Below are 20,372 nucleotides of genomic sequence, written 5' to 3'. Positions count from 1 at the left end.
TGCCCGGCCCCGGGGAGCGGCAAGAACCCCGGTGGTGACTCACAGCTTCCAAGCGGGGAACTTAGCTTGCACACCGTCACCCGCCGTACGGCTTGACAGTGTTCGAGGCCGCCGCCGCGGGGAGCGGCGGGTGTCAGCCGATCTCCACCGACTTCTCCACCGTGACCTGGTCGATGTCCGAGGTCCGCACCGTGGCCTTCATCGTCCAGGTGCCGGCCAGCGGGAGGGTGAGGCCGTCGGTGGCCCAGTAGCCGCCCTTGTCCGCGAGCTGGGCGTCGATCGGGCCGACGTCCTGCTTCGGAAGGGTGAAGGTGAGGCGAAGCTCGGGGACGGTGGCGAGCCCGCCGTCGGGGCCGTAGACCACGGCCTGGATGGAGTTCTCGCCCACCCGGCCCGGCGCCAGCTCGATCTGCACCTTGCCGTGCCCGCCGGGGGTGCCGACGTCGAACGGGATCAGCGTCGTCGACCCCATGGGCTGCTCGGCGGCCGACACGGCGGCCGCGGTCTCGGTGGCCGCCCGTCCCGGCTGGGTACCGGTCAGCACGGTGGTGACCACCAGGACGACGATCGCGACGGTGACCTCGGCGAAGACGGAACGGCGCAGCGCCCGCCGGTACACACCGGAATCGGGCGGGGCCGCCGCCTCACCGGTCCCGTCGGCTCCCGCGTCGTCGGAGCCTTCGCCGTCCCGTACGCCCTCGGAGGCGCCCGGAGCCCCGACCACCACCGACGCGGCCACCCGCTCCTTCACCAGCACCGGCGCGGCCATCTGCTCCGGAACCGCCAGCCGCCCGGTCCAGCGCCGCGAGAACCAGGCCCCCGCCAGCAGAAGCAGCACCGCGCACAGCTTGACGACGAGGATGCGGCCGTACGACGTCGAGGTCAGCGCGTCCCAGGTGCCGAGGCCGCGCCAGGACTGGTAGACGCCGGTGGCGGCGAGGACGGCGACCGAGCTGAGGGCGAGCCGGGAGAAGCGGGTGACGACGGCTGCCGGGACCGGTTCGTCGGGGCGGTACAGCGCGGTGAGCAGGGCGGTCAGGCCGCCGAGCCAGACGGCCATGGCGAGCAGGTGCAGTACGGAGGAGACCATCGCCACCGGGACCTGGATGCCGGCGGACGCGTGCTCGGCGGCGGCCCAGGTGACCGCGAGACCGAGGGCGAGTGCTCCGCCGGTCGCCCACCTGACCCGTCCCGGCCCCCGCTCTCCCGCCCGTACGGGATAGAAGACGACGGCGCCCAGCAGCACCAGCCTGCCTACCAGCGCCAGCCCGGGCCTGCTGGTCAGCGTCTCGCGCAGCACGGCGGGATCGAAGGCGGCGGCGAGGCCGCTGCCCCGCTCGTAGGGGCCGCGCAGGAGCAGCAGGAGCAGGGTGGAGACGAACAGGGTCCACCAGCCGCCCAGCAGCAGGCGGCGCACACTGCCCTGGAACCCGCAGGCCAGGACGAAGACGGCGGCTCCGATGAGCACGGCGAGCCCGCCGTAGGCGACGTAGCGGGTGATGTCGTAGAGGTTGCTCGCGAGGGTGTCCTGGGCGGAGGCGGCGGGCAGGACGGCGGCGGTCGCGGAGGGCTTGCCGATGGAGAAGGTGAAGGCGCCGGAGACCGGGTGACTGTCCGCCGAGACGACCCGCCAGGCCACGGTGAAGGTGCCGGTGCCCATGTCGTCGGGCAGGCTCACCAGGGCGGTGTTGGCGCGGTCGCCCGCGTGCCCCGGCTTGCCGGTGTGGACGCGGCGGTTGTCCGGGGTGATCACGCGGAAGGAGTCGTCGAGGAGGCCGACGGACTCGGTGAAGGTCAGCGTGATCTGCGTGGGCGCCTTCTTCACCACGCTGCCGTCCTGCGGATCGGTGCCCTTCAGCGCGGCGTGCGCGGACGCGCCGCCCACACCGCCGAAGAGCACCAGGACCAGCACCGTGCCCAGCAGCGCCAGTCCCCGGACGATGTGCCGCCGCGTTCGCCGTCCGCTCACGTACCGTCTCCGTATCCGCATGTCCTGGTCGCGCCCGCGTTCCCCCGGTCTCGGATACGTACGGACGAAAGCGGCGTCCTGCTCATCTTCGCGGCGGGAAACCCCCCGCGAAAGCCCTCTCCCGTGTCAGGAAGGCGAGTTGGGCGGGCTTCTCCGGCAGATACACCTCGGGCAGGTCGATCTCGGGCAGCACGATCAGCGACTCCGGGACGAACCCCTGCCTGATCAGCCGGTCGATGGCCTTCGTGTTCCGCGCGTCGGGCTCGACCACGACCCGCCGCCGGTCCAGCCCGATCAGCAGGTACGTGGTGAACGCGGTCAGCAGCGCGGAGGACCACCCCGGCCGCCCACCGCCGGCTCCCGCGGGCGCGATCAGCAGATGGACCCCGATGTCACCGTCCCGGACGTCGTAGCACTCGCTGACGCGGTCGGCCCCGGGCTCGTACGACTGGAAGAGCGCCGCCGGTTCGCCGTCCTTGACCGCGAGGAACGCGTGGTGGGTGTCGAGCGAGTCCAGGTGGAGGTACGTCTCCAGCACCTGTTGCCTGCTGAGCCCGTTCATGCCCCAGAACCGGGCCCGTTCCCCGCTCACCCAGCCGTGGATGACGTCCAGGTCGGCGTGCGGGTCGACGGGCAGGATACGGACGGTCCCGAAGCCGTCGAGAAGCTGCTCGTGGACGGCGTCGCGGTCCACGGCGTACGGCTCAGTCCGCATGGTTCTCCCTGGTCAGTGCGTTCCAGTCGGTGGTCACGGGGGCGAGATCTCCCTTGAGCCACAGGGGGAGTTGGTCACGGTGGTGGACGGCTCCCGCGACCCCGTCGGCACCGAGAGGCACGATCCACAGGCTCCGCTCCCGGTCGGCGAGATCCCACACGTACCGGGCGGCCGGCCCCCGCGCGCTCAGGTCGGTGATCCCGGGGACCGCCGAGGTGCACAGCACGCAGTCGTGGTCGCCGGACAGCCCCGGTTCGTCGTACGACGTGCGGCCCAGCGCGCGCCAGGGCACGAGCCGGTGGGTCTCGCCCCAGGCGCGCGGGGTCCAGTCGGCGGCCACTTCCTCGAGCGCCGTACGGACGATCGCGGCACGGTCGATGCCGTACAACTCCTCGGCCCGCAGCAGGTTTTCGAGAGCGAACCCGATGCGGGGGACGAGGGCGAGCCAGGGAAGGAAGACCTCCGGGTGGGCGGGCGGCTCGGCGAGCACCGCCAGCGCGGGCTGCGCCGCGAGCCCGCGCACGACCGCGCCACGAACCGCCGCGAACGCCGCCGCACCATGGCTGTCGGCGTCCATGTGCCGATCCCAGCCGAGGAGTTGGTCCCGCAGCTCGACGGCACGCGGACTCAGCCCCTCCCGCAGAGCGTCGACCTGGTCCAACAGGGCAGCGGCGGAAGCCAGATGAGTATCTGTGTGAACGGCCGCCATGTCACCGACGGCCCATTTCGCCCGCCCCCCGAGGAGTTCCGCGATCCGATCCGCACGATGCGGCGCGGCGAACTCGACCCCGAACGGAGTGGCCGGCCCCCGCTGGTTGGCCATGACGGCGACCCCGTCGTCACGGTGACTGTGGTCGTGAGGCATCCGGTCGTGCCATCCCCGCCACTCCCGTCCCGGCTCCCAGGCGTTGACGACCCGCGTGCGGTTGTCCGTACCGCGCACCGGGACCCGTCCGGCGACCCGGTGCAGCAGGCCGCCCTCGGTGTCGGCGGCCTGTACGACGTTCACGGGCTCGGCCCAGAGGTCGAAGGCGCGGTCCACGTCGGCGACCCGGCGGGCGCGAAGGAGGGGGAGCAGCGCGCTGAAGCCGAGGTCCTCGGAGACGCGGGGCGGATAACGCAGGCTGATGGACTCCGGCGCGCCGGTTCCCCCGATGATGACAGGCCCCCGCCCCGTCTCGATCACCTCGACCTCGACGGGCTCGCTCCCGGCGACCTCCACGCTCTCCACGTGCCGCGTCACGGGCCGCCACTCCCCGTCCGGGTCGAGGGCCTCCACCTCCCCCGACGAGGAACCGGTCCGCCGCAGCCGCTCCCGGAAGAGGTCCTGGTAGTCGGCCATCGCGTTGGTGATCGCCCAGGCGACGTGACCCGTGTGGGCGAAGTGGGCGATGCCCGGGACGCCCGGGACGCCGAGGCCGATGACGTCGAACTCGGGGCAGGAGAGATGGATCTGCTGGTAGACGCCGGGGTCCTCGATGAAGCGGTGGGGGTCACCGGCGATGAGCGCGTGTCCGGTGACCGTGCGCGCGCCGCTCACCAGCCATCCGTTGCTGCCGGAGGTACCGGGCCCGTCGGTGGCGAAGAGCCCCACGGCCTCCGCGCCGAGCCGCCGCACGACCTCCTCGCGCCACAGCTTGGCGGGGAACCCGGCGAAAAGGATGTGCGTGCCGAGCCAGACGCCGAGCGGGGTCCACGGATCCCAGCGCCCGGGAGCGAGCCCGCTCTCCGCGAACTCCACGGCCCGCCGGCCACCCTCGGCAAGCCCCTCGTTGACGCCTTCGACATACGAGAGAACCCAGGCGGCGGTCTCGGGGTCCCGTCGCTCCAGAGCGGCGAAACAGCGTCTGGCGGTGTCGTCGAGCCGGGCCTGGCGCGCGAACCGGTCCCAGCCGACGGCCTCGGCGCCGAGGAACGCGGCGGAGGTGCCCTGGAAACGGTGCCGTTCCACCTCCAGCTGCCAGGCCCGGTCCACGGCGGTCACCCGGCCCTGGGCACGGGCGAGCTCAAGCGCGCTGCCGGCTCGCAGATGAGGGATTCCCCAGGCATCACGGTAGATCTCGACGGTCACGGTCCAGCCCCACTCTCCTCAGGTTAGGCTAACCTAACTTTTCTAGGAGAGATCGTACGCGAGCGAAGGAACACCAGAACCCGTACCTCTGGATACCGGCGAGCGTCTCAGGACCACACCCGCCATCATCGATCCATGGACGTCACCCTTCACCTGGCCCAGCAGCCCGAAGCCGACGAACTCCTCGGACGCAGTCCGCTCGCCGCCCTCGTCGGCATGCTCCTGGACCAGCAGGTTCCGATGGAGTGGGCGTTCGCCGGCCCGTACACGATCGCCCAGCGCATGGGCAGGGACGACCTCGACGCGCAGGAGATCGCCACGTACGACCCGGAGGCCTTCGCCGCCCTCCTCTCCACGAAGCCGGCCGTCCACCGCTACCCCGGCTCGATGGCCAAGCGCGTCCAGCAGCTCTGCCAGTACCTCGTGGAGCACTACGACGCCGACCCCACCGCCATCTGGAAAGACGCCACCACCGGCGACGAACTCCTGGCCCGCCTCAAGGAACTCCCCGGCTTCGGCCCCCAGAAAGCCCAGATCTTCCTGGCCCTCCTGGGCAAACAACTCGGCGTACACCCCAAGGGCTGGCGAGACGCCGCGGGCCCCTACGGCGCCCCGAAATCCTTCCGCTCGGTAGCCGACATCACCGACCCCGCCTCCCTGGCAAAAGTAAGAGCCCACAAACAGGAACTGAAGGCAGCCGCAAAAGCGGCAAAGACGACCGGCAAGTAACGCCGAAGGCCCTCGGCCCGGCACGACCCGCAGCCACCCACCCACGGAAGGGGGCGTGCCGGTACGTCCAGATGCCCGTCGCGTACGTTCGCGTCACCGGACCCGCCCCCTCCTGCCCGACGTCTGATCCGGCGGCGACGGGCGGGACGTACCGGCACGCCCCCGACCCCCCACCGGCCGAGCGGCCGCCCACGGCCAGGCGCCCTCCCACGCCGCGCCAGCGAGCCCGTACACCACTCGGTCCATCCCGGTGGCGACCCCCTCCGAGCCGCCCCCAGCATGAGACATGACCGAGGAAAGAGACGCGCCCCCCACGCCCCTAGAAGGCCCCCTGCACCTCCTCACCCGCGCCGCCTGGCAGGCAGTCCTGGCCGCAGGCGTGGCAACCCTGGCGCTGGGCGTCATGGTCCTGGTCTGGCCGGGCGCCTCACTCTTCGCCGCAGGCATCCTCTTCGGCCTCTACCTGCTGGTCAGCGGCATCCTGCAACTGGTCGCCGCCTTCGGCACCCACGCGGCGACCTCCCTCCGCGTGATGGCCTTCATCAGCGGCGCCCTCTCCATCCTGCTGGGCCTGTTCTGCTTCCGCGGCGCGATGCAGTCGATCCTGCTGCTCGCCCTGTGGATCGGCATCGGCTGGCTGTTCCGCGGGATCACGCAGACCCTGGCCGCCGCCTCCGACCCGGGCGTACCGGCCCGCGGCTGGCAGATCTTCCTGGGAATCGTCAGCTTCCTCGCCGGCATCGTGCTGATCGTCTCGCCGTTCGAGTCGGTCGGCGTCCTCACCCTGGTGGGCGGCTGCTGGCTCCTCGCGGTCGGCGTCACCGAGATCATCACGGCGTTCCGGATCCGCGGCCGCGCCCACCATGTTCCCAGCACCGTCTGACACCCGCGGGCCCGGCCTCACAGGTCAACTCCGCGCCCGCCCGGTACGCCAAGAGAGCGGATCTCCCCGCCCGCCGATGAACCACCGGCTCCCGATGGGGACATGACGTCTCATGAGGCTGAGGGTGCTCGTCCTGCTGGTCGTCGCGTTGCTCGCGACGCCCCCGCACCCCTCGACGCCCACCGCGACGGGCACAAGCACGGAATCCCCCGCCCCCAGCGCCCCGGCCCCTGCCGCCGCCGAACCCGACGTACCGGACACGGCCCTGCGCCCCCCGGCCGGCCGGGGACACCGCCCGGTCACCCCCCTGCGCCCAGCCCCCCGCACCGGTGCGGACCACCCGGCTCCCGGCCCGCACCCCCGCCCCGTACCCGCGCCCCCGTCGCACTCCCCCACCCTGCACGCACTGCGCTGCGTGGTCCTGCGCTGCTGACAGACCCGGCCTCCGGACCCGTCACTCACCAGCGACCGCAAGGACACAGCCATGCCCAAGGACCCGTACGCGGTCCTGCGCGCACTCCTGCGCGCAGACGCCGTACGCAACGCCCCGAAGCCGCCCCGCACCCCGACGCCGAACCCGCAAGCGAGCCCGCAGCCGAGCCCACCGACCCCGGACTCCCGCCCCGTCCTGGACGACCAGCCGCACAGGTCCCCCCGGAGGAACCCCGCGGGCGCCTAGCCACACCCCACACCGCCCAGCCACACCAGAAAGGTGGCCGTCCCTCACCCGAGGGACGGCCACCGGCACCCCGGACCAGCCCCTACCGCTTGCGCCGTGCCGTCCCGAAGAGCGACCGCGTGATCTCCCGCCCGATCTGCGTCCCCACCGACCGCGCGAGGGACTTGAACATGCCGCTCCCGACGACCTGCTCGACGACGGAGGCGTCCTCCTTGGGCGCCCTGGCCCGCCCTTTCGCCGGGGCCGCCGTGGCTTCGGGCGCAGGACCACCCGCGCGGGGTGCCCGCGCCGCGGCGAGCTTCTCGTACGCGGACTCCCGGTCCACCGCCTGCGCGTAGCGCCCGTACGACGTCGACCCCCGCACCGCCGCGTCGAGGGCCTCCGCGTCGACCGGCCCCATCAGGGACCGCGGCGCCCGCAGCCGCGTCACCGCGACCGGCGTCGGCGCGCCCTTCTCGCTGAGCACGGTGATCACGGCCTCGCCGGTGCCGAGGCCGGTGAGGACCTCCTCCAGGTCGTACGGCGAGTTGGGGAAGGTCTTCACCGTGGCCTTCAGCGCCTTCTGGTCGTCGGGCGTGAAGGCACGCAGAGCGTGCTGGACGCGGTTGCCGAGCTGCCCGAGGACGTCCGCGGGCACGTCCTTCGGGGTCTGCGTCACGAAGAAGACGCCGACTCCTTTCGAGCGAATCAGCCGGACGGTCTGGGTGATGGAGTCCAGGAAGGCCTTCGACGCGTCGTTGAAGAGGAGATGGGCCTCGTCGAAGAAGAAGACGAGCTTCGGCTTGTCGGCGTCGCCGACCTCGGGGAGGTCGTGGAAGAGGTCGGCGAGCAGCCACATCAGGAAGGTGGAGAAGAGCTGCGGTTTGTCCTGGACCCCGGGGAGTTCCAGGACGGACACGACACCCCGCCCGTCCGCCACCGTCCGCAGCAGGTCGGCCGTGTCGAACTCCGGCTCCCCGAAGAAGGGGCTCATGCCCTGCGCCTCGAACGCGGTGAGGGAGCGCAGGATCACGCCCGCCGTCGCGGTCGAGAGGCCGCCGATCCCCTTCAGCTCGGCCTTGCCCTCGTCCGAGGTCAGGAAGGTGGCGACCGCGCGCAGGTCCTTGAGATCGACCAGCTCCAGGCCCTTCTGGTCGGCGTAGTGGAAGATCAGGCCGAGCGACTGCTCCTGGGTCTGGTTGAGCTGGAGCACCTTGGAGAGCAGCACGGGGCCGAAGCTCGTGATGGTCGCCCGTACGGGGATGCCGTGGCCCATGCCGCCGAGTGCGTAGAACTCGGCGGGACAGCCGGTCGGCGTCCACTCCTGGCGTACCTCGGCGGCGCGCTGCCGGACCTTTTCGTTGGGGACGCCGGGGGCCGAGATCCCGGAGACGTCGCCCTTGATGTCGGCGAGGAACACGGGCACGCCCTGCGCCGAGAGCTGTTCGGCGACGAGCTGGAGGGTCTTGGTCTTGCCGGTGCCGGTGGCGCCGGCGACCAGCCCGTGCCGGTTCAGCATCGGAAGCGGGATGCGGATCTGTACGTCCGGCACGCACCGCGCGTCCCAGAGCAGGGCGCCGAGATCGAGCGCGGGTCCCGAGAACGCGTACCCGGCGGCGATCTCAAGGACTCCCTCGGGCAGGGCCGCGGCGTCACCAATCGCCCCGGAAGCGCCATTGTTCGCCCCCGGAACGCCACCGATCGACGCGGAAGCGCTTCCGTCCGTCGCGGGAGCGGTCGCCGAGGGCGTGGTCCCGGCAGTGGCCGGAGGTACCGTCTCGCTGTCACTCATATGAGGCCCCTGTTTCCGGTTTGCCCTGATTTACGGCGTCTTTTCCAGCGTCGCACTCCGTCGCCATGGCTGCGCCCGGAAGGTCTTGACCGGTAGGCTTTCCGTGTGATCTTCAAGCGCATCGGAAACGGCCGGCCGTACCCCGACCACGGCCGGGAAAGCACCCGGCAGTGGGCGGATGTCGCGCCGCGCCCGGTCCGCCTCGATCAGCTGGTGACGACCAAGGGCCAGCTCGACCTGGAAACGCTGCTCGCCGAGGACTCCACGTTCTACGGCGACCTCTTCGCGCACGTCGTGAAGTGGCAGGGCGATCTCTACCTGGAGGACGGCCTGCACCGCGCCGTCCGCGCGGCGCTCCAGCAGCGCCAGGTACTGCACGCGCGCGTCCTCGAACTGGGCTGACCGACCCCTGTTGACCCTTTTGGGTTGGACTGAGCGCGGGACAATGATCATCTAGTAGTTATCGTCGCCGCGGAGCACTACGCTGCGCCCATGAGCATGCTCACTCCCCCTGGCATGGGTGGCCAGTACCGGATCACGGGGGACAATTACCCGCGGATGCGCCGACCCCGCGGGCGCCGCAGGCTCGCGTTCCTCATCGTCGCCTCCGTCACCGCGCTCGGGCTGATCGGGTGGGGAACCCTCCAGCTCATCGACGTCTTCACCGGCGGCGACAAGGCCGTGGCGGCCGGAACGAAGTCGGGCTGCGCGTCCAAGGCAAGCCCTTCGGCCACCGCCTCCGGCGCCTCCACGGCCTCCGCCTCCGCCGGGACGCCGCCCAGGCCGGGCCAGATCACCGTCAACGTCTTCAACGCGACGCCCCGCAGCGGGCTCGCCAAGGAGACCGCGGACGAGCTGAAGAAGCGCGGCTTCCGGATCGGCGACGTGGGCAACGCGCCGAAGGCCTACGACAAGAAGGTCGACGGCGCGGGGATACTGCTCGGCGCGAAGGGGGCGGCCCAGGCCGCGCTGCCGGTGCTCAACACCCAGCTCTCCGGCGCGCAGCTCAAGACCGACGGCCGCGCGAAGGCCGACCAGGTCGACCTGATCCTCGGCACCGGCTTCAGGAACCTGACGGTGAAGGAGGACGCCGACAAGGCGCTGGCCGTTCTGGCCCAGCCCCGTCCGACGCCCTCCGCCACGAAGAACGGCTGCTGAAGCCCGTACGTACGCGCGGGGGTGCCTACTCGGCAGCCCCGTACATCCGGTCCCCCGCGTCCCCGAGGCCCGGCACGATGTAGCCGTGCTCGTTGAGCCGCTCGTCGACCGACGCGGTCACGACCGTCACCGGTGTGCCCGCCAGCTCTCGCTCCATGAGCTCGACGCCCTCGGGGGCGGCGAGGAGCACCACCGCGGTGACATCGTCGGCGCCGCGCTTGATCAGCTCGCGGATCGCCGCGACGAGGGTGCCGCCGGTGGCCAGCATCGGGTCCAGGACGTACACCTGGCGCCCGGAGAGGTCGTCCGGCATGCGGGTCGCGTACGTGGACGCCTGGAGCGTCTCCTCGTCGCGCACCATGCCCAGGAAGCCGACCTCGGCGGTCGGCAGCAGCCGGACCATGCCCTCGAGCATGCCGAGGCCCGCACGCAGGATCGGCACGACGAGGGGGCGCGGGTAGGACAGCTTGACGCCGGTGGTCGGGGAGACCGGGGTCACGATGTCGACCTGCTCCGTACGCACGTCCCGGGTGGCCTCGTAGGCGAGCAGGGTGACCAGCTCGTCGGCGAGCCGCCGGAAGGTCGCGGAGTCGGTGCGACGGTCGCGCAGAGTGGTGAGCTTATGGGCGACCAGGGGGTGGTCGACGACGTGGAGACGCATGTCCACAACAGTAGCCGGGCTCCGGCCGCCCACCAGTGCCCTGTCCCGGTACGGTCCGGCGCCGCCCCTCACCCGTCCGCTGGCATCAAACCGCCCGGCGGGGGGAAAGTGGGAGGGACGGACCTGGGGTGGTGAGCCTGTGCGAGACCGGGACGAGGAGTTCCCCGAACGGCCGGAGACGGACGCCGAGCGCCGCCGGCGCCGCGCCCAGTTCCTCCGCGACCTGGCCGAGGCGCGCGAACTGCGCGACCGCGTCCAGCCCCGCCGGGCCAAGACCGCCCGGCTGCGGCACGCGATGCGCATGCGCACGTTCCGCTGGTAGCCGCCACGCGCGCTCTGAAGCCACCGCCGACCACCCGCCACGCGCGCCCGGAAGACCGGCTCCGGCCACCCGCCAAGCGCTCGGAGGCCGCCCCCGGGCATCCCGGCACACGCTCGGAGGCCGGAGCTGGGCGGCCGGCACACGCTCGGAAGCCGGAGCTGGGCGGCCCGGTACGCGCTCGGAGCCGCCGCGGGACGCGCGGGGTTCTTGCGCGGTCTTCGCCGTGAGCCGCACCATGTGCTTGCGCGACATTCGCCGGCTGCCACGCCGTGCGGGTGCGCGACATCCGCCGGTAACCCGCCTGCGCGCCGCCCACGCCGTGCGGGCGGGGAGGTGCGGATGTGGCGCCGACGGCCGCGTACGATCCGCTGTTAGCGATCAAAAGAGGCAGACACAGCAGGCCGAAGACGTCCCCTGAAGGCTCTGTTTCTGCCACGATTCCGAGTGGGTGGGACTCGGAGAAACGCGCCCCGCCCACAGCCTCCGCCGGGGGGACCGCCAACCGGCACGCCTATGACAGTGGGAGAGTCACGGTGTACTTCGCCGCACTGCTCGCGCGCACCGAAGACGGGTGGGAAGCGAGCGACACAGAGCTGGACGATGTGGAGACCCTGTCGGATCTGACGGATCTGGCCCGTGAAGCCTCGGAGGAGGCGGACACGGTACTCGTCCTCATCGAGCAGGAGGACGCGTGGTTCGGCGTTCTCCGCCTGGATGGCGAGGAGGACCCTCGTATCTACGTCTCGGACGCCGCCGCCGCTGCCCGCAGCTCGTACGGCGAGATCCTGCTCACCGACGAACTGCTCGGAAGGGAGCCCGGCGACGACGATGTCGTCGACCTCGACTCCCTGGACCTGGACGGCACGGAGGACGGTGAACCCGACGACGCGGACGACTCCGACGAGGAGGACGAGGAGACCGTCGTTTCCGGCGACGCCGTGTCGCACAGCCCCGTCGGGGACCGCGGCATCCTCGCCGACCTCGGTGTCAGCGAGAAGGAACTGCTCGCCCTGGACGAAGGCGACGCGCTCAGCACGATCGCCGACGCGCTGGGAGCGGCGGAGGTCCTGGAGACCGTCCGCTAGGTTCCTCGGCTAGGTTCCCCTGGTGAGCACCGCCAAGGAGACCCCACAACCCGATCCGGTACGCGACCGCTGGCGGGCCGCGATGCGGCTCGCCCTGGACGAGGCCGAGCTGGCCGTCCAGGGCGGGGATGTCCCCGTCGGCGCCGTCGTGCTGTCCACGGACGGCACGACGGTGCTCGCGGCCGGGCACAACGAGCGCGAGGCGACCGGCGATCCGACGGCGCACGCCGAGGTTCTCGCGCTCCGCAGGGCTGCCGCCAAGCTCGGCGAGTGGCGGCTGTCCGGCTGCACGCTCGTCGTGACCCTGGAGCCCTGCGTCATGTGCGCGGGCGCCCTGGTGCAGTCCCGGGTCGAACGGGTCGTCTACGGCGCCCGCGACGAGAAGGCGGGCGCGGCCGGCTCCCTCTGGGACCTCGTGCGCGACCGCCGGCTCAACCACCGCCCCGAGGTGATCGAGGGCGTCCTCGCCGACGAGTCCGCGCACCTGCTCACCGACTTCTTCCGGCACCGCTGACCCCGGGCCCGACCGCTCCCAGGGGCCGGTAAACCGATTTCGAAGCACGCCCCACCTTGGGGTAAGGTCTGTCTCGGTAGCGTGTCCGAGCGGCCGAAGGAGCTCGCCTCGAAAGCGAGTGTGGCGCAAGTCACCGAGGGTTCAAATCCCTCCGCTACCGCTTGAGAAGGGCCCCGTCGAGAGACGGGGCCCTTCGTGCGTAACGGCGCGGGGCGAGCGCGGACGGCGGCGGGAGTCCCGCAACGGGCTTCTACCAGCGGGCCGTTGGTCACCGAGGGGGTGGCGAAGGTTACACTCGCGGCCGTCAACAGGGGCCCAGCGGGCGCAGCAGTCACAGGGGAGGCCGCGATGGCGGTGAATTCGAAGAAGATCGCCGTCTATGTGCTCGTGGTCTTCGTGCTGTACGTGATCATCACGGATCCGGCGAAGGCGGCCGACTACGTCCAGATAGGGTTCGAGGGCATATCGAACGCCGCTCAGAGCGTCGGCGACTTCATGACGTGGATCGCCGACGGGGCCAAGGACTGAGCCGACGCGACAGCGAAAAGAACCGCACCACCAGGGAGTACCCGTGATCCGCCATCTGGTCCTCTTCAAGCTCAACGAGGGTGTCGAGCGCGACGACCCGCGCGTCGTCGAGGGCGTCGCGGCGTTCCGCGCTCTCGGCGAGCTGATTCCGGAGCTGCGCTTCTGGGAGTGCGACTGGAACATCACCGACCGGCCCATCGCGTACGACTTCGCGATCAACTCCGCCGTCGACGACCTCGACTCCCTGAAGCGGTACTTGGAGCACCCGGCGCACCAGGCGGGCGTCGCGCTGTGGCGGGAGTTCGCGACCTGGGTGATCGCCGACTATCCGTTCTGACCCCTGTTCCGAGCCGCGCGTTCGGGAGCCCCTCGCCGGAACCGGCAGGGGCTCTTTTGCGTCCTATGCCCCAACTCTCCCTAAATCTGGTTCAACACGACGTTATGGGGTGCTTGCACACAGTGCACATGTCTTGTGATGCTATGACCGCTTTTGACGGATGAGTTGATGGATCTGACGGATCATAGAGGTGGAGTTGACCGTGCCGGCCAGTACTGCGCCTCAAGCACCGCCGCAAGCACCACTGCAGACACCCCCGCAAGCCCCCCTGCAAGCACTGCCTCAGGCGTCGCCGCAAGCACCGCCCCAGGCGTCACCGCAGCCGCCGCCCCAGGCGCCGCCGCAGGACGTCGTGGTCATCCAGGACCCGCCCCAGGAAGTCGCCCCGGAGCGGCGCCGCGGAGCTGACACCAGGGCTCTCACCCAGGTGCTCTTCGGCCAGCTCAAAGGGCTCCAGCCGGGCACTCCGGAGCACAACCGCGTGCGCGGCGCGCTCATCGAGGCCAACCTCCCGCTCGTCCGGTACGCCGCCGCCCGCTTCCGCAGCCGCAACGAGCCGATGGAGGACGTCGTCCAGGTCGGCACGATCGGCCTGATCAACGCGATCGACCGGTTCGACCCGGACCGCGGCGTGCAGTTCCCGACCTTCGCGATGCCGACCGTCGTCGGGGAGATCAAGCGGTACTTCCGCGACAACGTCCGCACCGTCCACGTACCGCGCCGGCTGCACGAGCTGTGGGTGCAGGTGAACAGCGCGACGGAGGACCTCACCACAGCCTTCGGACGCTCGCCCACCACCGCCGAGATCGCCGAGCGGCTGCGGATCACCGAGGAGGACGTGCTGTCCTGCATCGAGGCCGGGCGCTCGTACCACGCCACCTCCCTCGAGGCCGCCCAGGAGGGCGACGGACTGCCCGGACTGCTCGACCGGCTCGGCTACGAGGACCCGGCGCTGGACGGGGTCGAACACCGCGACCTCGTCCGCCATCTCCTCGTACAACTGCCCGAGCGCGAACAGCGGATCCTTCTGCTGCGCTACTACAGCAATCTGACGCAGTCACAGATCAGCGCCGAACTGGGAGTTTCCCAGATGCATGTGTCAAGGCTGCTCGCCCGTAGTTTCGCGCGTCTTCGATCCGCAAACAGGATCGAGGCGTAACCGGTAGGAGCGAATCGCCCACCGACGTCTTTCCTGGCCGTTCGGCACTGAAAAACCGTCAGACCCCCTCTATCCAGGGCCTATTCACCCTCCACTTGTCGACATGTCACTACAGCGTGTTGCCGACATGTGACATTCTGCGGGAAGCGCGTTTGCCGCAGCCCCGCCGCCGGTATTCAGGTGGAGGCTGCGTTCCTCCGACGGGAGCGTCCGCCGCGACCGTCCGCGACCCAAAGGGGGTGGCATGTCCGCAGAACAGGGCAGCTCGAAGGTGCTCACGCTCACGAAGAGCGAACCCGCGCCCGACGCGCTTCACCATGTCGATGTTCCAGCCCTTCCAGCCCCCGATGCCGCGCCGGCCGCCCAGGCCGTCCCGGCACCCGCGACCTCAGGGGCCATCGACACCCGCACCCTGTCCCGCTCCCTGTTCCTGCGGCTCGCCGCACTCGGCGAGAACAGCCCCGAGCATGCCTACGTCCGGGACACCCTCATCGAGCTCAACCTCCCGCTCGTCCGGTACGCGGCGGCACGCTTCCGCTCCCGGAACGAGCCGATGGAGGACATCGTCCAGGTCGGCACGATCGGCCTGATCAAGGCGATCGACCGCTTCGACTGCGAACGCGGCGTGGAGTTCCCGACGTTCGCGATGCCGACCGTCGTCGGTGAGATCAAGCGGTTCTTCCGCGACACGTCCTGGTCGGTGCGCGTCCCGCGCCGCCTCCAGGAGCTGCGGCTCGCGCTCACCAAGACCAGCGACGAGCTCTCGCAGCGGCTCGACCGCTCGCCCACCGTCGCCGAACTCGCCGTCGCGCTCGGGGTGTCCGAGGAGGACGTCGTCGACGGCCTCGCGGTCGGCAACGCGTACACCGCGTCGTCCCTCGACTCGCCGGCCCCCGAGGACGACGGCGGCGAGGGCTCCCTCGCGGACCGCCTCGGCTACGAGGACACCGCTCTGGAGGGCGTCGAGTACCGCGAGTCCCTCAAGCCGCTGCTCGCCAAACTCCCGCCCCGCGAGCGCCGGATCATCATGCTCCGCTTCTTCGCGAACATGACCCAGTCGCAGATCGGCGAGGAGGTCGGCATCTCGCAGATGCACGTCTCCCGGCTGCTGACCCGGACGCTCTCACAGCTGCGCGAAGGCCTCATCTCCGACTGAATGTCCTCACCGAGGGTCCTCACCGGCGTCCCGCGGGTTCATATTTGACGATGCGTCAGCCACACTGACGCGATGCGTCGACAGTCGATAGGTGGTCGCCGAGGTGCCCTTGTGGGTGCCTCGGCGGCTGTGGTGTGCCTCGGGAGCGCGCTCGCCGCCTGCGGTGCCGGGAGCGGCGGGGGCGGTTACGTCGCCGTACAACATCCCGCGTCCGGACCGGCGGTGGCGCCCACGGGGGACGTGGAGCTGATCCCCCTGGAGGAGGCCCCGGCTTCCGAGGACGTCAAGAGGGCGGCAGGGGGCGGGACTTCGGGCGCGGGGACCTCGGGCGGCGGCAGCGGTGCGCCCGGCTCGGGGACGGACACTCCTGGCGGCGGACGTACGGCGTCACCGGGCGGCGCGGCCCCCGGAACAGGCGCAGCTCTAGGAACAGGCCCGGCCTCCGGAACCGGCGATGCCGACTCCGGCCGTACGGGCGGAAGTTCCAGCCCGGGTACGGGCACCGGCACGCCCCCAGCGACTCCGGCGACTCCCGCGGCACCCGGGCCCGCCGTCCTCACCACCGGCGCCCCGGAGCGCGCGAGCGCCGATCAGCGGTGGTGCGAGCGGGTGACTGTCTCGTTCCGCAACACCGGGGGTACGGCGGTGCGTTCGGGCGCGGTGACCTTCGGGACGCACATCATCGGGGCGCTCGGCGTCGACTGGGCGACGATCGAGTCCGCCGAGGAGCTGCCCGTACCGATCGCCGCGGGCGCGGCACGGACGAAGACTTGGACGGTGTGCGTCGAGGCATGGCGGGTCCCACTGGGCATGCACGTGGAGACGCGGGACGTGTCCGTCGACTGGCGGTAGCCGACGATGGCCCGCGCCGGCCGCGACAGCCAGGCGGCCGACGACCGGCGACCGGCAAGGCAGCCGTCGGCCAGCGGCAGCCGACAGGTCCCCCCGTCATGCGCCGCCCCGTGAGCCGGAGGCCCCTACCGCGTGAGCCGGAGGCACCCCGCGTGACGCGGGTACCGCCCGGCGGCGCGGCGACGGAAACGCCCGCCGCGCCGGCGACCGGACCGGCCGTTACTTGAGTGCGAGCCAGGCCACCGCGGCCACGACCGCCACGGCGATGACGACTCCGATGATCAGGCCGATGCGGGGACCCGCCGGGGCGGCCACCGCCTGCTGCTGCCGGCCCTGAGGGGCCTCGTCGACGAACGCGCGGAACATCTGGGTGCTTCCCGCGGGGTCTTGGGTGCCCTCGGGGCCCTGGGTGTTTGCCATGGCCCAGGACACTAGCGAACCCGGAACGGTTGCCCAAGTGCGGGGGTTCCGTACCCGGGATCCCGATACCCGCGCACTCGCCGGAACGGACTGTCTCCCCACCCGCCCCCACCTGTGGGTTTACATTCGCCAATGCTTGCCTTTGCCAAGGCTTTAGGGCTCCACCCCCGATTTAGTTTGCCTGTAGCAACCAACATTATTATGGTTGCCCAAAGCAACGAATGAGTAGGAGGGGTGATGGCGGAGCAGGCGCAGTACGAGGAGCTGGCTCGTCAGCTCAGTGCCATCGGCGCGGTGAAGAGAGGCATGGGGCGGATCCTGCCGTCCGACTGCCCCGCTGGTTCGGCCGCCGTGCTGACGCTGCTCGGCCAGTACGGCGAGATGCGCATGAGCAGGCTCGCCGAGCTGCTCTCCGTGGACATGTCGGTGACCAGCCGCCATGTCGCGCACGTCGCGGACCGGGGCTGGATCGAACGGTCCCCGGACCCGGCCGACAAGCGCTCGCGCATCCTGCGCCTCACCCCCGACGGACACGAACAGCTCGACGAGCTCTCCCGGCGCACCTCGCGGCTTCTCGCCGACCGGCTGAGCGACTGGTCCGACCACGAGGTCGGGCTGCTCATCCACCTGATGGGCCGGCTGCGCGAGAGCTTCGGCGACTGCCGTGCCGCCCCGCAGCGACCTCCGCAGGCGCCGGAGGCGGAAGCGCCGGAACCGACCACCCGTACACCCGCATGAGTACGCGAGTACGCAACAGAAGGAAGCCCATGGCTACAACCACACCAGCCGGTGTGCGGGCGCACGCCAAGCACGGAGGCGGATCCTCCGGGCCCGCCGACGGCACACCGATGACGCACCGGCAGATCATGGAGGCGCTCTCCGGGCTGCTGCTCGGAATGTTCGTCGCGATCCTCTCGTCGACGATCGTCACCAACGCCCTCCCCGAGATCATCGGCGACCTGGGCGGCGGCCAGTCCGCCTACACCTGGGTCGTCACGGCCGCACTGCTGGCGATGACCGCGACCACACCGCTGTGGGGCAAGCTCGCCGACCTCTACAACAAGAAGGCGCTCGTACAGATAGCGCTCGTCATTTACGTGCTGGGCTCGGCCGCCGCCGGTCTGTCCCAGAACCCCGGCATGCTCATCGCCTGCCGTGTCGTCCAGGGCATCGGCGTCGGCGGTCTGTCCGCCCTCGCCCAGATCGTCATGGCCGCGATGATCTCCCCGCGTGAGCGCGGACGCTACTCCGGCTACCTCGGCGCGACGTTCGCGGTCGCGACCGTCGGCGGCCCGCTGCTCGGCGGTGTCATCACCGACACGAGCTGGCTGGGCTGGCGCTGGTGCTTCTACGTCGGTGTGCCGTTCGCGGTCATCGCGCTGATCGTGCTCCAGAAGACCCTGCACCTGCCCGTCGTGAAGCGGGACGTGAAGGTCGACTGGGGCGGCGCGTTCTTCGTCTCCGCCGCGGTCTCGCTGCTCCTCGTCTGGGTCACCTTCGCCGGTGACAAGTACGACTGGGTGTCGTGGCAGACGTACGCGATGGTCGGCGGCTCGATCGTGCTCGGACTGCTGTTCGTGCTCGTGGAGTCCCGGGCGAGCGAGCCGATCATCCCGCTGCGCCTGTTCCGCAACCGCACGATCACGCTGTCCTCCATCGCCTCGCTCTTCGTGGGTGTCGCGATGTTCACCGGCACGGTCTTCTTCAGCCAGTACTTCCAGCTGGCCAGGGACAAGTCGCCGACGATGTCCGGCGTCATGACCATCCCGATGATCGGCGGCCTGTTCCTCTCCTCCACGGTCTCGGGGCAGATCATCACCAAGACCGGCCGGTGGAAGTACTGGCTGGTCGGCGGTGGCGTCCTGATCACCGCGGGCCTCGGTCTGCTGGGCACCATCCGGTACGACACCACCTACTGGCACATCGCGATCTTCATGGCGCTGATGGGCCTCGGCATCGGCATGATGATGCAGAACCTGGTGCTGTCCACGCAGAACCAGGTGGCCCCGGCCGACCTCGGCGCGGCCAGCTCCACGGTGACGTTCTTCCGTTCCCTCGGTGGCGCGATCGGCGTCTCCGCGCTGGGCGCGGTGATGTCCACCCGGATCACCGACTACGTCAAGGACGGCGTGGCCGGCCTCGACCCCAAGTACGCCGCCGCGGCGGCCGGTTCGAGCTCCGACAGCGCGATCCCGGACATGGACAAGCTGCCCGCGCCGCTGCGCACCGTCATGGAGAGCGCGTACGGCCACGGCATCGCGGACGTCTTCCTGATCGCCGCGGCTCTGGCGCTGCTCGCCTTCCTCGTGACGCTGTTCATCAAGGAGGTCCCGCTGCGGACCTCGGGCGGCCTCGCGCAGGCCGCGGAGGCCAGCGCGGCCGCGGCGCAGGCTCCGACAGCCGGGGAGAAGGCCCTGAGCCCGGCCCTGGACCGGCCGGCGGCGGACCCCGAAAGCACGCGACGGCTCTCCGCCGTGGCAACGGCGGAGAGGGAAAGCACTCCCGTGCCCCCCGTGCCCGGCGGGATTCCGGTACGCGGTCACGTCCGCGGCGCCGAGAGCGCGCCCGTGCCGCAGGCCGCGGTCACGCTGATCTCGCTCGCGGGTCGGCAGTTGGGCCGCTCGGTCGCGCAGGCCGACGGTTCCTACGCCGTGGACGCGCCCGGCGTGGGCAGTTACGTCCTGATCGCCTCGGCGGACGGTTTCCAGCCGCAGGCCTCGACGGTCCTCGTGAACGACGAGCCGGTCGCCTACGACATCCTGCTGAGCGGCACGAGCGGCCTGAGCGGCGTCGTACGGGCCTCCGAGGGCGGCAACCCGGTCAAGGACGCCATGGTCATCGTGACCGACGTGCGCGGTGACGTGCTGGCCACCGGAACCACCGGTGAGCAGGGCGAGTTCACCTTCGCCGAGCTGATCCCGGGCTCCGTGACCGTCGCGGTCAACGCCGCCGGGCACCGGCCCGTGGCGCTCCCCGTCGAGGTCGGCGGCGCGGGTGTCACCCGGGTCGACGTCGAGCTCGCCTCCGGCGCCCTGGTCCAGGGTGTCGTACGGGCTCCGGGCGGCCCGCTCGGCGACGCGCGGGTCACGCTGGTCGACGCGGCCGGAAACGTGGTCGGCACCGCCAGGACCGGCACGGACGGCGCGTACGCCTTCACCGACCTGGACAGCGGCGAGTACACGGTCATCGCGACGGGTTACCCGCCGGTGGCCACCGCGCTCACCGTCCAGGGCCGCGGCGCCGACGCGCACGACATCGAACTCGCCCACCCGGGCGAGTAATCGGACCCCGGCCCGTGGGGCGCGCGCTCTGAGCGGAGGCGCGCCTCCACGGGCCGGTCTTTTTTGACCGACTCGCAGGGAG

At 71.1% G+C, this 20,372-nt stretch carries 22 protein-coding genes and 1 tRNA gene; 17 read left to right on the top strand and 6 right to left on the bottom strand.

Annotation, left to right across the window (positions count from 1 at the left end):
- Positions 1-133: 133 nt before the first annotated feature.
- The 3 genes from ACIBLC_RS15110 to ACIBLC_RS15100 all read right to left on the bottom strand — a co-directional run bounded on the left by ACIBLC_RS15110 (position 134) and on the right by ACIBLC_RS15100 (position 4,755).
- Positions 134-1,990: a copper resistance CopC/CopD family protein gene (locus tag ACIBLC_RS15110; RefSeq protein ID WP_399211355.1), complete on the bottom strand. Its 1,857-nt coding sequence runs from the start codon at positions 1,988-1,990 to the stop codon at positions 134-136.
- A 61-nt stretch (positions 1,991-2,051) separates the two neighbouring features.
- Entirely contained in the window at positions 2,052-2,684 is a 633-nt protein-coding gene (locus ACIBLC_RS15105; RefSeq protein WP_399211354.1) for a GNAT family N-acetyltransferase, read from the bottom strand.
- Complete coding sequence (locus ACIBLC_RS15100; RefSeq protein WP_399211353.1) at positions 2,674-4,755, bottom strand: penicillin acylase family protein; 2,082 nt, start codon at positions 4,753-4,755, stop codon at positions 2,674-2,676. The genes ACIBLC_RS15105 and ACIBLC_RS15100 overlap by 11 nt, the downstream gene beginning before the upstream one ends.
- A 135-nt stretch (positions 4,756-4,890) precedes the next feature.
- On the opposite strand from ACIBLC_RS15100, the gene ACIBLC_RS15095 reads away from it, so the two are divergent.
- From ACIBLC_RS15095 to ACIBLC_RS15080, 4 genes are all read left to right on the top strand, one after another.
- On the top strand, positions 4,891-5,484 hold the full coding sequence (locus tag ACIBLC_RS15095; RefSeq protein WP_399211351.1) for an HhH-GPD-type base excision DNA repair protein: 594 nt from the start codon (positions 4,891-4,893) through the stop codon (positions 5,482-5,484).
- A gap of 286 nt (positions 5,485-5,770) precedes the next feature.
- A complete protein-coding gene (locus tag ACIBLC_RS15090; protein WP_399211350.1) occupies positions 5,771-6,367 on the top strand; it encodes an HdeD family acid-resistance protein in 597 nt (198 codons plus the stop codon).
- 112 nt (positions 6,368-6,479) lie between these two features.
- Positions 6,480-6,800 carry a hypothetical protein gene (locus ACIBLC_RS15085; protein ID WP_399211348.1) on the top strand — a complete coding sequence of 107 codons (321 nt, stop codon included), beginning with the start codon at positions 6,480-6,482 and terminating at the stop codon, positions 6,798-6,800.
- 51 nt (positions 6,801-6,851) lie between these two features.
- Positions 6,852-7,046 (top strand): hypothetical protein, encoded by a 195-nt coding sequence (locus tag ACIBLC_RS15080; RefSeq protein ID WP_399211435.1) that lies wholly within the window; start codon positions 6,852-6,854, stop codon positions 7,044-7,046.
- An 82-nt stretch (positions 7,047-7,128) separates the two neighbouring features.
- Here ACIBLC_RS15080 and ACIBLC_RS15075 read toward each other — a convergent pair whose 3' ends face one another.
- Positions 7,129-8,817 carry a helicase HerA-like domain-containing protein gene (locus ACIBLC_RS15075; protein WP_399211347.1) on the bottom strand — a complete coding sequence of 563 codons (1,689 nt, stop codon included), beginning with the start codon at positions 8,815-8,817 and terminating at the stop codon, positions 7,129-7,131.
- Between the two features lie 105 nt (positions 8,818-8,922).
- Between ACIBLC_RS15075 and ACIBLC_RS15070 the strand changes: the two genes are divergently transcribed.
- Together ACIBLC_RS15070 and ACIBLC_RS15065 are read left to right on the top strand one after the other, a co-directional pair.
- Complete coding sequence (locus tag ACIBLC_RS15070) at positions 8,923-9,219, top strand: type II toxin-antitoxin system VapB family antitoxin (protein ID WP_003955420.1); 297 nt, start codon at positions 8,923-8,925, stop codon at positions 9,217-9,219.
- 114 nt (positions 9,220-9,333) lie between these two features.
- Positions 9,334-9,975, top strand: coding sequence for a LytR C-terminal domain-containing protein (locus tag ACIBLC_RS15065; RefSeq protein WP_399211429.1), 642 nt, complete (start codon positions 9,334-9,336; stop codon positions 9,973-9,975).
- A gap of 25 nt (positions 9,976-10,000) precedes the next feature.
- On the opposite strand, the gene upp is transcribed toward ACIBLC_RS15065, so the two are convergent.
- Positions 10,001-10,636 carry a uracil phosphoribosyltransferase gene (upp, locus tag ACIBLC_RS15060; protein WP_399211346.1) on the bottom strand — a complete coding sequence of 212 codons (636 nt, stop codon included), beginning with the start codon at positions 10,634-10,636 and terminating at the stop codon, positions 10,001-10,003.
- Between the two features lie 139 nt (positions 10,637-10,775).
- Here upp and ACIBLC_RS15055 point away from each other — a divergent pair, with 139 nt between their 5' ends.
- The 9 genes from ACIBLC_RS15055 to ACIBLC_RS15015 all read left to right on the top strand — a co-directional run bounded on the left by ACIBLC_RS15055 (position 10,776) and on the right by ACIBLC_RS15015 (position 16,589).
- On the top strand, positions 10,776-10,958 hold the full coding sequence (locus tag ACIBLC_RS15055; protein ID WP_399211344.1) for a hypothetical protein: 183 nt from the start codon (positions 10,776-10,778) through the stop codon (positions 10,956-10,958).
- 533 nt (positions 10,959-11,491) lie between these two features.
- Positions 11,492-12,043, top strand: coding sequence for a hypothetical protein (locus ACIBLC_RS15050; protein WP_399211343.1), 552 nt, complete (start codon positions 11,492-11,494; stop codon positions 12,041-12,043).
- An 82-nt stretch (positions 12,044-12,125) separates the two neighbouring features.
- Positions 12,126-12,557, top strand: coding sequence for a tRNA adenosine(34) deaminase TadA (tadA, locus tag ACIBLC_RS15045; protein ID WP_399211428.1), 432 nt, complete (start codon positions 12,126-12,128; stop codon positions 12,555-12,557).
- A gap of 75 nt (positions 12,558-12,632) precedes the next feature.
- Positions 12,633-12,717 (top strand) — tRNA-Ser (locus ACIBLC_RS15040).
- 188 nt (positions 12,718-12,905) lie between these two features.
- Positions 12,906-13,085: a hypothetical protein gene (locus tag ACIBLC_RS15035; RefSeq protein ID WP_399211342.1), complete on the top strand. Its 180-nt coding sequence runs from the start codon at positions 12,906-12,908 to the stop codon at positions 13,083-13,085.
- A 43-nt stretch (positions 13,086-13,128) separates the two neighbouring features.
- Entirely contained in the window at positions 13,129-13,422 is a 294-nt protein-coding gene (locus ACIBLC_RS15030) for a Dabb family protein (protein WP_399211341.1), read from the top strand.
- Positions 13,423-13,624: 202 nt separating this feature from the next.
- The gene (locus tag ACIBLC_RS15025) at positions 13,625-14,581 is read left to right on the top strand and encodes an RNA polymerase sigma factor SigF (protein ID WP_399211340.1); all 957 of its coding nucleotides are present in this window, start codon (positions 13,625-13,627) and stop codon (positions 14,579-14,581) included.
- A gap of 244 nt (positions 14,582-14,825) precedes the next feature.
- On the top strand, positions 14,826-15,737 hold the full coding sequence (locus tag ACIBLC_RS15020; RefSeq protein WP_399211339.1) for an RNA polymerase sigma factor SigF: 912 nt from the start codon (positions 14,826-14,828) through the stop codon (positions 15,735-15,737).
- Between the two features lie 72 nt (positions 15,738-15,809).
- Entirely contained in the window at positions 15,810-16,589 is a 780-nt protein-coding gene (locus ACIBLC_RS15015) for a hypothetical protein (RefSeq protein ID WP_399211338.1), read from the top strand.
- Between the two features lie 219 nt (positions 16,590-16,808).
- Here ACIBLC_RS15015 and ACIBLC_RS15010 read toward each other — a convergent pair whose 3' ends face one another.
- A complete protein-coding gene (locus tag ACIBLC_RS15010) occupies positions 16,809-17,009 on the bottom strand; it encodes a hypothetical protein (RefSeq protein ID WP_399211337.1) in 201 nt (66 codons plus the stop codon).
- A 237-nt stretch (positions 17,010-17,246) separates the two neighbouring features.
- Here ACIBLC_RS15010 and ACIBLC_RS15005 point away from each other — a divergent pair, with 237 nt between their 5' ends.
- Together ACIBLC_RS15005 and ACIBLC_RS15000 are read left to right on the top strand one after the other, a co-directional pair.
- The gene (locus ACIBLC_RS15005; RefSeq protein ID WP_399211336.1) at positions 17,247-17,747 is read left to right on the top strand and encodes a MarR family winged helix-turn-helix transcriptional regulator; all 501 of its coding nucleotides are present in this window, start codon (positions 17,247-17,249) and stop codon (positions 17,745-17,747) included.
- Positions 17,748-17,776: 29 nt separating this feature from the next.
- Positions 17,777-20,290, top strand: coding sequence for an MFS transporter (locus ACIBLC_RS15000; protein WP_399211335.1), 2,514 nt, complete (start codon positions 17,777-17,779; stop codon positions 20,288-20,290).
- Positions 20,291-20,372 lie beyond the last annotated feature (82 nt).

It is taken from the genome of Streptomyces sp. NPDC050535 (genome assembly GCF_044457665.1).
GTDB lineage: Bacteria > Actinomycetota > Actinomycetes > Streptomycetales > Streptomycetaceae > Streptomyces.
Note: the sequence above shows the minus strand (reverse complement) of the source record. Positions and strands in the feature narration are given on the sequence as shown.

Excerpts from the sequence above, each read along its gene's own strand:
- ACIBLC_RS15110 (WP_399211355.1), bottom strand. The coding sequence starts at position 1,990 with ATGCGGATACGGAGACGGTACGTGAGCGGACGGCGAACGCGGCGGCAC.
- ACIBLC_RS15105 (WP_399211354.1), bottom strand. The coding sequence starts at position 2,684 with ATGCGGACTGAGCCGTACGCCGTGGACCGCGACGCCGTCCACGAGCAG.
- ACIBLC_RS15095 (WP_399211351.1), top strand. The coding sequence starts at position 4,891 with ATGGACGTCACCCTTCACCTGGCCCAGCAGCCCGAAGCCGACGAACTC.
- ACIBLC_RS15090 (WP_399211350.1), top strand. The coding sequence starts at position 5,771 with ATGACCGAGGAAAGAGACGCGCCCCCCACGCCCCTAGAAGGCCCCCTG.
- ACIBLC_RS15085 (WP_399211348.1), top strand. The coding sequence starts at position 6,480 with ATGAGGCTGAGGGTGCTCGTCCTGCTGGTCGTCGCGTTGCTCGCGACG.
- ACIBLC_RS15080 (WP_399211435.1), top strand. The coding sequence starts at position 6,852 with ATGCCCAAGGACCCGTACGCGGTCCTGCGCGCACTCCTGCGCGCAGAC.
- ACIBLC_RS15075 (WP_399211347.1), bottom strand. The coding sequence starts at position 8,817 with ATGAGTGACAGCGAGACGGTACCTCCGGCCACTGCCGGGACCACGCCC.
- ACIBLC_RS15065 (WP_399211429.1), top strand. The coding sequence starts at position 9,334 with ATGGGTGGCCAGTACCGGATCACGGGGGACAATTACCCGCGGATGCGC.
- upp (WP_399211346.1), bottom strand. The coding sequence starts at position 10,636 with ATGCGTCTCCACGTCGTCGACCACCCCCTGGTCGCCCATAAGCTCACC.
- tadA (WP_399211428.1), top strand. The coding sequence starts at position 12,126 with ATGCGGCTCGCCCTGGACGAGGCCGAGCTGGCCGTCCAGGGCGGGGAT.
- ACIBLC_RS15035 (WP_399211342.1), top strand. The coding sequence starts at position 12,906 with ATGGCGGTGAATTCGAAGAAGATCGCCGTCTATGTGCTCGTGGTCTTC.
- ACIBLC_RS15020 (WP_399211339.1), top strand. The coding sequence starts at position 14,826 with ATGTCCGCAGAACAGGGCAGCTCGAAGGTGCTCACGCTCACGAAGAGC.
- ACIBLC_RS15015 (WP_399211338.1), top strand. The coding sequence starts at position 15,810 with ATGCGTCGACAGTCGATAGGTGGTCGCCGAGGTGCCCTTGTGGGTGCC.
- ACIBLC_RS15010 (WP_399211337.1), bottom strand. The coding sequence starts at position 17,009 with ATGGCAAACACCCAGGGCCCCGAGGGCACCCAAGACCCCGCGGGAAGC.
- ACIBLC_RS15005 (WP_399211336.1), top strand. The coding sequence starts at position 17,247 with ATGGCGGAGCAGGCGCAGTACGAGGAGCTGGCTCGTCAGCTCAGTGCC.
- ACIBLC_RS15000 (WP_399211335.1), top strand. The coding sequence starts at position 17,777 with ATGGCTACAACCACACCAGCCGGTGTGCGGGCGCACGCCAAGCACGGA.